Here is a 10554-nt window from a genome sequence, read left to right on the forward strand (position 1 = left end):
CGNNNNCNGGCNGNNNGNCGGTCGCTGNCNTCGACGAGGACCCACTTCAGGTCCTCGGGCCTGATGTTGTGGTAGTAGCGCGCGGTGTAGCGGGCCATGTCCTCCAGTTCGGCGAGCGCCTCCACGCCGGCGTACCCGCCGCCGACGAAGACGAAGGTCAGCGCGGCGTCCCGGACGGCCGGATCGCGGGTGGAGGAGGCGATGTCCATCTGCTCGATGACGTGGTTGCGCAGGCCGATCGCCTCCTCGACGGTCTTGAAGCCGATGGCGTGCTCGGCGAGGCCGGGGATGGGCAGGGTGCGTGAGACGGAGCCGGGCGCGAGGACCAGTTCATCGTACGTGAGTTCGAGCGGACCGGTGCCCTCCTCCTCGGTGGCGAGGGTGGTGACGGTCGCGGTGCGCCCGGCGTGGTCGAGGGAGGTGACCTCGCCGATGACGATCCGACAGTGGCCGAGGACGCGCCGCAGCGGTACGACGACGTGGCGGGGGGAGATGTTTCCGGCCGCCGCCTCGGGGAGGAACGGCTGGTACGTCATGTACGGGTCGGGAGCGACCACGACGACTTCGACCTCGCCGCTCCTCATCCCGGCTCTGAGCTTCTTCTGGAGGTGCAGGGCGGTGTACAGGCCGACGTAGCCGCCGCCGACGACGAGAACGCGCACACGAGCCGGGGATGCGTCGGATCCCCTCGGGATTGCAGCCGTCACCTTCCCATGACGCAACGGACACGGGGGTTTGTCCACAGGCCGAACGAATCATGTGACTGCGGATCCGGCGCAAACCAGTACGGCGACCGACCGGCCGCGGGGGCGATTCCGCAGCTCAGAGCGGGTGTGATGATGATGCGGAGGCAGAGAAACAGGAGGCTTCCGGCCTTGCTCCGATCGGGGGGCGCACCGGACGGAACTACCCCTTCTGAATTGACTGCGTCTCAACTATGTTCGTACCTCGTCGGGGCGTCGGGCCGGCGCACATGACCTGAGCGCTGCCGGGTCGGGCCCCGGATGTCGGGCGGGGAGTCTCCGGGGGGAGACGTCGAACAAGCGGGGGAACTCATGCACATTCAGGATTCGTATGGGCGGGCCCGGACCGCGCAGGACGCCGGCGGCGTGCCCGCGGCGGGGGCCGGCGTGGCCGGGGCCGCGCGTCCGGCGCCGCTCCGCGTGGACGCCCAGCGCAACCTCGAACACGTCCTGCGCGCCGCGCGCGAGGTGTTCGGTGAACTGGGGTACGGGGCGCCGATGGAGGACGTGGCACGCCGTGCCCGAGTCGGTGTGGGCACGGTCTACCGGCGCTTCCCGAGCAAGGACGTGCTGGTCCGGCGCATAGCCCAGGAGGAGACGGCGCGGCTCGCCGAGCAGGCGCGGACCGCCCTGGACGAGGAGGACGAGCCCTGGTCGGCGCTCGCCCGCTTCCTGCGCACGTCCGTGGCGTCGGGGGCCGGGCGGCTGCTGCCCCCGCAGGTGCTGCGGGTGGGTGTCGAGGAGGAGGCGTCCCCGGCCGAGGAAGCCCGCGTGCCGCGCCAGCGGGACGCGGCCTCCTCGGCGGTGCTGAGGGCGGGTGTCCCGCGTACGGCGCCGGCGGCCGGGGGGCCGGACGACACGGGGACGCCGGAACTGCTGGACGTGGTGGGCCGGCTGGTCGACCGCGCCAGGGAGGCCGGTGAGCTGCGGCGGGACGTGACGGTCGCGGACGTGCTGCTGGTCATCGCGACGGGGGCGCCGTCCCTGCCGGACGCGGCGCAGCAGAGCGCCGCCTCGGCGCGGCTGCTGGAGATCATGCTGGAGGGGCTCCGCTCGCGCCCGTGACGGGGTGCCTCCCGCGGGTGCCTTCCGCAGGTGCCTCTACGGGGCGCCCGCTCGGGAGCACGCGTCGCGGTACGGGGCGCCCGCTCGGGAGCACGCGTCGCGGTACGGGGCGCCCGCTCGGGAGCACGCGTCGCGGTACGGGGCGCCCGCTCGGGAGCACGCGTCGCGGTACGGGGCGCCCGCTCGGGAGCACGCGTCGCGGTACGGGGCGTCCGCTCGGGAGCACGCGTCGCGGTACGGGGCGCCCTTTCGCCGCGGACGGCGGGCCCGGTGTGCCCGGGCGCGCGGGAGCCGCCCTCCCGGAAGGGGCGGGCGGCTCCGTGGCGAGGGCCCCGCGCGGCGTCGTGGCACCGGGGCCACGGAGCGGACGGGCACCGGGACGACGAGGACCGGAGCGACAAAGGCAGGAGCGACGAGGACCGGAGCGACGAGGGCCGGAGCGGACGGGCACCGGGACCCCGAGGTCGGTGGTCGGGCCCGCCGGGCGGCCCGGCGCGGCGCCGGGNCTCCACGGCGCGGGCGCCCGCCCCGTGGACGCGCGGGGCCGCCCGTTCCTGGACCGGTCCGGGCCCGCCGGTCAGGAGCGGAGGGTCGGCCGGGACGGTACGCCCGCGGCGACCGCGCGGCGGCGGGCCGCGGCCGTACCGGACCAGCAGGTGCCGCGGCGCATCAGCAGCCGGTTGAGCCACAGTTCGGTGGAGACCAGGTCCGCGATGCCGTCGAGGGGGACGGGTTCTCCGTCGGCGGCGGCACGCAGGGCGGTGCGCACGACGCGCGCCTCGACGAGCCCGGCGTCCGCGAGGAGCGGCGCGTCGAACAGGGCGAGCAGCTGTGGCAGGGCCAGGCGCAGTCCGGCCTGGACGGCGGCCGGGGANGGGGCGCGGGTGGGGGCGCCCCAGCCGGGCGGCAGGTCGTGGATGCCGGCGCCGGCGAGGACGGCGCGCAGGACGTCGGCGCGGGCGCCGGGCCGTACCCGGAGCGATTCGGGGAGGTCGCGGCAGGCCCGTACGACCTGGTTGTCGAGGAACGGGGCGTGCAGGCGCTGGCTGCGGACCTCGGCGGCCTGTTCGAGGACGCGGTGGTCGGCGGCGTACCGGGCGAGGGCGGCGCGGGCGCGGGCCTCGCCCGGGCGCTGGACGGAGGCGGGGCGGGTGGCGGCCTGCTGGAGGCGAACCGATACTTCCGCGAGGGCCTCGCCGGTGAGCCAGCGGGCGGCGGGACCGGGCCGCGACCAGGCGAGGGCGGCCAGGGAGGCGTCGAGCGGACCGGGGGCGGCGCCGGTGGCGAGGGCGCGGTTGGCTTCGAGGAGACGGCCCGCGGCGGCCTCCAGCCCGGCGCGGTAGGGGGTGCGGGCGAGGCGGCGGGCGGCCCGGTAGACGGTGATCGGGACGAGGAGGGAGCCGGCGGTCGTCCCGGTCGCGCGGGCGAGCGCGGTGACGGGGCGGATCAGGTGGCGGCGCCGGCGGTCCATCAGCAGGTCGGCGAGGCGGGCCGGATGGGCGTCGAGGACCTGGCGGGCGCCGTGGCCGGTGAAGTGGTCGGCGCTGCCCGCGGCGAGGCGGCGGCGGTGGCGGGCGGCGGCGACCAGGGCGGGACCCGGTTCGTCGGTGAGCGGCACGTCGAGGTCGGCATACGGGAGGGCCTCCTCGGCCGCGGCGACGACGACGTGGTGGAGGCGGGGGTCCTCCGCCAGGGCGCGGGCGCGCTCCAGTTCGGCGGTGTGGGCCGGTTCGCGGGCGCTCGCGGCGAGGTCGTTGAAGGTGACGGCGAGGAGGCGCTCGCCGGCGCCCGCGCCGCCGTGCCCGGCGATGGTCCCGGGCACCCCGGGGAGGCCCGCGGCGAGCAGGGCGAGGGTGCTGGAGGCGCTGCCGCCGGACAGGTCGGCGCCGATGCCGGGCGCGGGCGCCTCGCCGCGGGCGGCGCGCCGGTCGGCGGGGCCCATGCCGGGTACCGGCCCGGGGTCGGGCGGCGCGGCGGCCGGAGCGTGGCGGGGCGCGGTGAGGCGGGCGCGTACGGCTTCGACGAGGGCGTCCCGCACGCCTTCGACGGCGCTGTCCGGGTCGTGCCGGGCCGCGGCGACGGCGAGGGAGGCGACGGGTTCGTACCCGGTGACCTCCCGGGAGCCCTCCCGCAGGACGAGGGCGTGGCCGGGCGGGACGCGCCTGACGCCCGTGTACGGGGTGGAGTCGCGCAGCGCCTCGGGGGTCTCCGGGCAGGCGAGGAGCGCCGCCAGGTGCCCGATGTCGAGCTGCGCCTCCACGAGGTCGGCGAGGGGCAGCGCGGCGGTCGCGTAGGCGGTGCCGTCGGCCCAGGGGGTGTGGAAGACGGGGCGGGCGCCGGCGAGGTCGGAGGCGACGGTGACGCGGCGGCCGGTCCGGACGACGGCGGTGTAGCTGCCGTGCCAGGCGGTGAGGTGGCGCAGCGCGCCCCCGCGCGCGGCGAACAGGCCGACCCTCAACTCCTCGTCGGAGGCGGCGCAGCAGCCGAGGACGGCGAGGCTGACGTCGGGTGCGACGCTGACGACGCGCACCTCGTCGGGCCGCCAGTCGCCGACGGCCCACAGGGGGTCCGGCCCGTCCCACAGGAGCTGTCCGCCGACCGGCTGCACGGCGCCGTCGTCGTCGGGGCCGGCCGCGCCCCTCGTGCCGAAGGTCGCGGCGGCACTGCTCCACCCCACCAGCCAGCGCATCGCCGCCTCCACAGCCCGTGGACATCTCCAGCCGCCCGCGGCCCGTCCGGCACGCGCCGCGGTTGCGGCCGGTGCGACGGGAGGGCCGACGGGGACATGCTGCCACGACAACGGGCACGCGGGAGGCCGCCGGGGCGGCGGGCACGCAAACGCAAGGAGGCCCTTGGCCGTTGGCGGCCCGGCGGCGGCGGGCGCGCACGGGCGGCCGGCCCCTTCCCGCACCCGGCGGACCGGCCGTGCCGGGGTGCGGAACGAGGGGTTCGACCGGTCGGGCCACAGGCGGCATTCGGCCAATCTTCGTCCGTCGACCGACCGGAACGGGCGCCGGGTGCCCCCGCCTCGGCGGCGGTCCGCCCGTGCGGTCCGGAGGGCGCCGCCGCCCCCCGGACCGGTCCGCCGCCCGCGGGGAATGAGGCGGCGGCGTCCTCCGGCCCGCTGGTTCCCGCCAGCGGGCCGACCCACGCGGCACCCATCGAAGCCCTCCCCCCGCGGCACCGGCCAGAGCGCACGGGCGGGCGCACGGCCACACACCGGGGGCACGGCGCCGCGGAGCCGGCGCGCGGCCGTCCCGTACGTACGACAATCCCGCCAGAGGGAACACCACCCCTTAACGGTGGAGATGCGGCGAACTACGCTGGGTTGACGAATGCCGCGCGCCCGTCGACCGGCGGCGCGGCAGCCGTCTGGGTGTCGAGGGGTGGCGCATGTCCAGGGAGCTACGCGGACCGAACGAGAAGCTCGGCACCGTTCTCGCCCTCGCCGGGATCAGCAACGCCGGACTGGCCCGGCGCGTCAACGACCTGGGGGCGCAACGCGGCCTGACGCTGCGTTACGACAAGACCTCGGTGGCCCGCTGGGTGTCGAAGGGCATGATCCCGCAGGGCGCCGCGCCCCATCTCATCGCCGCCGCGATCGGGCAGAAGCTCGGCCGCCCGGTGCCGCTGCACGAGATCGGCCTCGCCGACGCGGACCCCACGCCCGAGGTGGGGCTGGCGTTCCCGCGGGACGTGGGCGAGGCGGTGCGGTCGGCGACGGAGCTGTACCGGTTGGACCTGGCGGGGCGGCGCGCGGGCGGGGGCGGCATCTGGCAGTCCCTGGCCGGGTCCTTCGCGGTGAGCGCGTACGCGGTGCCCGCCTCGCGGTGGCTGATCACGCCGGCCGACCCGTCCGTGGAGCGGCGGGTCCCGCGCGCGGGGGGCGGCCCGGCGGCCGGTGCGGTGCCCGTCGCCGCGGCCGAGGAGCCGCCCGCGGGGAGCGCCCCGGCGCGCGTGGGCCACAGCGACGTGGCGAAGCTCCGGGAGGCCGCCGAGGACGCCCGCCGCTGGGACTCCAAGTACGGGGGCGGGGACTGGCGTTCGTCGATGGTGCCCGAGTGCCTGCGCATGGAGGCGGCGCCGCTGCTGCTCGCCTCGTACTCGGACGAGGTCGGCCGGGCGCTGTTCGGCGCGACCGCCGAACTGACCCGGCTGGCCGGGTGGATGGCCTTCGACACCGGTCAGCAGGAGGCCGCCCAGCGGTACTACATCCAGGCGCTGCGCCTCGCGCGCGCCGCCGCGGACGTGCCGCTCGGCGGGTACGTCCTGGCGTCGATGTCGCTGCAGGCCACCTACCGGGGCTTCGCCGACGAGGGCGTCGACCTCGCCCAGGCGGCCGTGGAGCGCAACCGCGGCCTGGCCACGGCGCGCACCATGTCGTTCTTCCGCCTCGTCGAGGCCCGCGCCCACGCCAAGGCCGGGGACGCGGCGGCCGCCGGGGCGGCGCTGAGGGCGGCCGAGGGGTGGCTGGAGCGGTCGCGGGACGGCGACGCCGACCCGTCGTGGCTGGGCTTCTACTCGTACGACCGATTCGCCGCCGACGCCGCCGAGTGCTACCGCGACCTGAAGGCGCCGCGCCAGGTGCGCAGGTTCACCGAGCAGGCCCTGTCGTGCCCGACGGAGGAGTACGTGCGCTCCCACGGGCTGCGGCTGGTCGTCGGCGCCGTGGCGGAACTGGAGTCGGGGAACCTCGACGCCGCCTGCGCGGCCGGCACGCGCGCGGTGGAGGTGGCCGGGCGCATCTCGTCGGCCCGTACGACGGAGTACGTGCGGGACCTGCTGCACCGCCTGGAGCCGTACGGCGACGAGCCGCGCGTGGCGGAGCTGCGCGAGCTGGCCCGTCCCCTGCTGACGGCCCCGGCGTGAGGCCCGCCGCGTGCCCCGTCCCGGTGCGGGCGGGGCACGCGGCGGCGTACCGCCCGGCACGACCCGCCCCGCCCCGGACGCGCATGGTTTAGCGGTGCCGCCGATGGGCCAGTGCACTATCGGGGTGGGAGGTGGCACAGGTGTCCGGGTTCGGCGGCGTGTTCGACTGCGATGTCCTGGTGGTCGGCGCGGGCATCGTCGGACTGTCGACGGCGTACGCGCTGTCGCGGGCCTCCCCCGGCACGCGGGTGACCGTCCTGGAGAAGGAGTCCGGCCCCGCCCGCCACCAGACGGGCCGCAACAGCGGTGTCGTGCACAGCGGCGTCTACTACCGCCCCGGCTCCCTGAAGGCGCGGTTCGCGGTGCGGGGCGCGGCCGAGATGGCGGAGTTCTGCGCCGAGCACGGCCTGCCCCACCAGGTCACCGGCAAGCTGATCGTCGCCACGGACCGCTCCGAGCTGCCCCGGCTGCACGCCCTGGCCCAGCGCGGCCGCGGCAACGGCATCCCGGTGCGCGAGCTGGGGCCGGCCCAGATCGGCGCGTACGAGCCGCACGTGCGGGGCGTCGCCGCGATCCACGTCGGCACGACGGGGGTCTGCGACTACGGCGCGGTGGCGGCGCGGCTCGCCCGGGAGTCCGGCGCACGGGTGCGCTACGGGGCGCGGGTGGCCGCCGTGGACCGGCGCCCGTGGGGGGTGGCGGTGCGCACGGCGGACGGCTCGGTGGTGCGCGCACGGGTCCTGGTCAACTGCGCGGGGCTGTACTGCGACGCGGTGGCGCGGCTCGCGGGGGACGATCCGGGCGTGCGGATCGTCCCGTTCCGGGGCGAGTACTACGAGCTGGCCCGGCCGGAGCTGGTGCGGGGCCTGGTGTACCCGGTGCCGGACCCGGCCTTCCCATTCCTCGGCGTGCACCTGACACGGGGGATCGGCGGGGGCGTCCACGTCGGGCCGAACGCGGTGCTCGCGACGGCCCGCGAGGGGTACGGCCGGCTCACCGTGCGGCCCGGGGAGCTGGCCGGGACGCTGGCCTGGCCCGGCACCCTGGCGATGGCCCGGCGGCACTGGCGGTACGGGGCCGGCGAGCTGCGCAGGTCGCTGTCGAAACCCGCCTTCACGGCGGCGGTGCGGCGGCTGCTGCCCGAGGTGTCCGCCGCCGACCTGCGGCCGGCCCCGGCGGGCGTGCGGGCGCAGGCGGTGCTGCGGGACGGGACGCCGGTGGACGACTTCCTGATCCGGGAGGCGCCGCGCACGGTGCACGTGCTGAACGCCCCCTCGCCGGCGGCGACGGCGTCCCTGCCGATCGGGCGGGAGGTGGCCCGGCGGGCCCTGGCGCACCTGGCCGGGTAGGGAACGCCGGGAGGGTTCGTAGAATCGAGGGCACTGTGTCCGAGAAGACCGCGTCGAGCACGCACCCCACGAANCCCCGNCCCCTCCGCCCGGCCCGGCGCCCCGGGGGCGCCGGGCCGGGCGGAGGGCNCGNGGAGGCCGGCGGGCGGGCGGCCGTGCCCGGCGGGGGCTCCGGCGCGCCCGCCGCGCGCCGCGGCAGCCGCATGTTCCCCGACGGGACCGGGCCCGCGCCCGACCCCGCGGGCTCGCACTTCGAGCGCCGCATCCGCAGCTTCCAGCCGCGCCGCAGCCGCGTCACCGCGGGCCAGGCCGACGCGCTGCGCCGCCTGTGGCCCCTGTGGGGACTGGACGTCGACGGGCGGCGCGTCCTCGACCCGGACGAGATGTTCGGCGGGCTCCCGGTCGTCCTGGAGATCGGCTTCGGCATGGGCGAGACCACCGCGCGGATGGCCGCCGCCGACCCCTCGACCGGCATCCTCGCCGTGGACGTCCACACGCCGGGCCAGGGCAACCTGCTGGGCCTCGTCGAACGGCACGGCCTGACCAACGTCCGCGTCGCGAACGGCGACGCGATCATCCTGCTCCGCGAGATGCTGCCGCCCGCCTCGCTCGCCGGCGTCCGGGTGTACTTCCCGGACCCGTGGCCGAAGAAGCGGCACCACAAGCGGCGGCTGATCCAGCCCGAGTTCCTGAGCCTCGCCGCGACCCGGCTGAAGCCCGGCGCGGTCCTGCACTGCGCGACGGACTGGGAGCCGTACGCGCAGTGGATGCTGGAGGCGCTGACGGCGCACCCGGACTTCGTGAACACGGCGCCCGGCGGCGGGTACGCGCCCCGGCCCGACTTCCGCCCGGTCACCCGGTTCGAGGGGCAGGGACTGGAGAAGGGGCACGTCGTCCACGACCTGTTGTTCGCCCGGGTGTGACGGTCCGGCCGCGACTGTCCGCAACGCGCTCGCGGAGTGTCGGTGCCGCCGTCTAGGGTCGATCGGGTGTCAGATTCGCACGCGCACCGCACCGCACCGCGGACCCCTCCGCCGGCCGGCCCCGCCCAGCCGGCCATCCCGGCGTACCATCCGCGGCCGTCGTTCGACGCCGTGCCGGACCGGGCCCGCTGGCGGTACAAACCGCGGGGCGCGTTCTGGCGGAGCAGGGTGGTGCGGATCTCGGCCCTGAGCCTGGCGCTGGCGCTGTGCGCCCTGGTGATCCTGGCCCTGGTCCGGGAGCAGACAGGTACGACGGGCTTCCTGGTCGGCCTCGGGCTGGCGGTGCTCCCCGTGCCGCTGCTGGCGGCGGCGTTCCGCTGGCTGGACCGCGTGGAACCGGGCCCCTGGCGGAACCTGCTGTTCGCCTTCGCCTGGGGCGCGTTCGCGGCGGCGCTCGTCGCGATCGTCGCCAACACCTTCGCGACGCGCTGGATAGCCGCGGCGACGGCGGACCCGACCGCGGCGGACGCGCTCGGCGCGACCGTCGTCGCCCCCGTCGTGGAGGAGAGCGCGAAGGCCGCCGCGATCCTGCTGGTCTTCCTCTTCCGCAGACGGGACTTCACGGGGCTGGTCGACGGCGTGGTCGTCGCCGGCTTCACCGCGACCGGCTTCGCCTTCACCGAGAACATCCTGTACCTGGGCAGTGCCTTCGGCGAGGACCAGGAGTTCGGGACGGCCGGCTTCCAGTCGGTGACGGCGGTGACGTTCTTCGTCCGGATCGTCATGTCGCCGTTCGCGCACCCGCTGTTCACGGTGCTCACCGGCATCGGCTTCGGCATCGCCGCGATGACGGCGCGCCGGCGCAGGGTGCTGCGGACGCTGCTGCCGCTGCTGGGCCTGGCCCTGGCGATGGGGGTGCACGCGCTGTGGAACGGCTCGACGACGTTCGGGCCCTGGGGGTTCGTCCTCGTGTACGGGGCGTTCATGCTGCCGGCGCTGGGGCTGCTGACGTGGCTGGCGGTGTGGACGCGCCAGCGGGAGCTGCGGACGGTGGCCGGTGAGCTGCCGGCGTACGCGGCGGCCGGCTGGCTGTCCGCGGACGAGCCGCCGGCGCTGTCGTCGATGCGGGCCCGGAGCCTGGCGCGGTCCTACGCGGCGCGCACGTTCGGCCCGGCGGCGGCGCGGTCGGTGGGCGAGTACGAGGCGTTCGCGACCTCCCTGGCGTTCCTGCGGCACCGGGCGCGGCGGGGGGTGGCCGACCAGGACTTCACCGCGCGGGAGCAGGAGCTGCTGCACCACCTGTGGCAGCGGAAGGAGGTGGCCGCCCCGGCCCTGACGTTCGCGGCGCGCGCGACGGGCCGGGCGTGGACGCCGCCGCCGCACCGCGACTACGCGGGCTACAACCCGTACCGGCACTGACCCGGCGGCGAGCCGGGCGGAGAGCGGTCCGTCCGGCTCCCCGCCGCCGGACACCCCGGCGGGAGGCGGCAGCAGACCGGAGGGCGGGCGGGCGGCAGGGGGAAGCAGGCCGTGGACGGCCCACCGCGGGCGACCTCGCGGACAGCGGGCCAGGGANNGCATCCGCGGTTTTCTTGCTTNTNNNGG

At 77.0% G+C, this 10554-nt stretch carries 5 protein-coding genes and 3 pseudogenes; 5 read left to right on the forward strand and 3 right to left on the reverse strand.

The window, feature by feature from the left end:
- Nucleotides 1-30 precede the first annotated feature (30 nt).
- Nucleotides 31-707 (reverse strand): annotated as a pseudogene (locus tag MW084_RS13210) (NAD(P)/FAD-dependent oxidoreductase); the annotation flags it as partial.
- A 348-nt stretch (nucleotides 708-1055) separates the two neighbouring features.
- Between MW084_RS13210 and MW084_RS13215 the strand changes: the two are divergent.
- Nucleotides 1056-1808, forward strand: a complete 753-nt coding sequence (locus tag MW084_RS13215; RefSeq protein ID WP_039829476.1) for a TetR/AcrR family transcriptional regulator — start codon at nucleotides 1056-1058, stop codon at nucleotides 1806-1808.
- 577 nt (nucleotides 1809-2385) lie between these two features.
- Here MW084_RS13215 and MW084_RS13220 read toward each other — a convergent pair.
- Both MW084_RS13220 and MW084_RS13225 read right to left on the reverse strand, forming a co-directional pair.
- Nucleotides 2386-2682: pseudogene (locus MW084_RS13220) on the reverse strand (asparagine synthase-related protein); the annotation flags it as partial.
- A 1-nt stretch (nucleotide 2683) separates the two neighbouring features.
- A pseudogene (locus tag MW084_RS13225) lies at nucleotides 2684-4497 on the reverse strand (asparagine synthase-related protein); the annotation flags it as partial.
- Nucleotides 4498-5201: 704 nt separating this feature from the next.
- Here MW084_RS13225 and MW084_RS13230 point away from each other — a divergent pair.
- The 4 genes from MW084_RS13230 (at nucleotide 5202) to MW084_RS13245 (ending at nucleotide 10368) form a co-directional block, all read left to right on the forward strand.
- A complete protein-coding gene (locus tag MW084_RS13230) occupies nucleotides 5202-6677 on the forward strand; it encodes an NsdA family TPR-like regulatory protein (protein WP_010471476.1) in 1476 nt (491 codons plus the stop codon).
- Between the two features lie 140 nt (nucleotides 6678-6817).
- Nucleotides 6818-8026 carry an L-2-hydroxyglutarate oxidase gene (gene lhgO, locus MW084_RS13235; RefSeq protein WP_010471474.1) on the forward strand — a complete coding sequence of 403 codons (1209 nt, stop codon included), beginning with the start codon at nucleotides 6818-6820 and terminating at the stop codon, nucleotides 8024-8026.
- Between the two features lie 155 nt (nucleotides 8027-8181).
- The gene (gene trmB / locus MW084_RS13240; protein WP_010471472.1) at nucleotides 8182-8949 is read left to right on the forward strand and encodes a tRNA (guanosine(46)-N7)-methyltransferase TrmB; all 768 of its coding nucleotides are present in this window, start codon (nucleotides 8182-8184) and stop codon (nucleotides 8947-8949) included.
- A 66-nt stretch (nucleotides 8950-9015) separates the two neighbouring features.
- Nucleotides 9016-10368 carry a PrsW family intramembrane metalloprotease gene (locus tag MW084_RS13245; protein WP_010471470.1) on the forward strand — a complete coding sequence of 451 codons (1353 nt, stop codon included), beginning with the start codon at nucleotides 9016-9018 and terminating at the stop codon, nucleotides 10366-10368.
- The last annotated feature ends 186 nt before the right edge of the window (nucleotides 10369-10554 follow it).

This window comes from Streptomyces sudanensis, assembly GCF_023614315.1.
GTDB lineage: Bacteria > Actinomycetota > Actinomycetes > Streptomycetales > Streptomycetaceae > Streptomyces > Streptomyces sudanensis.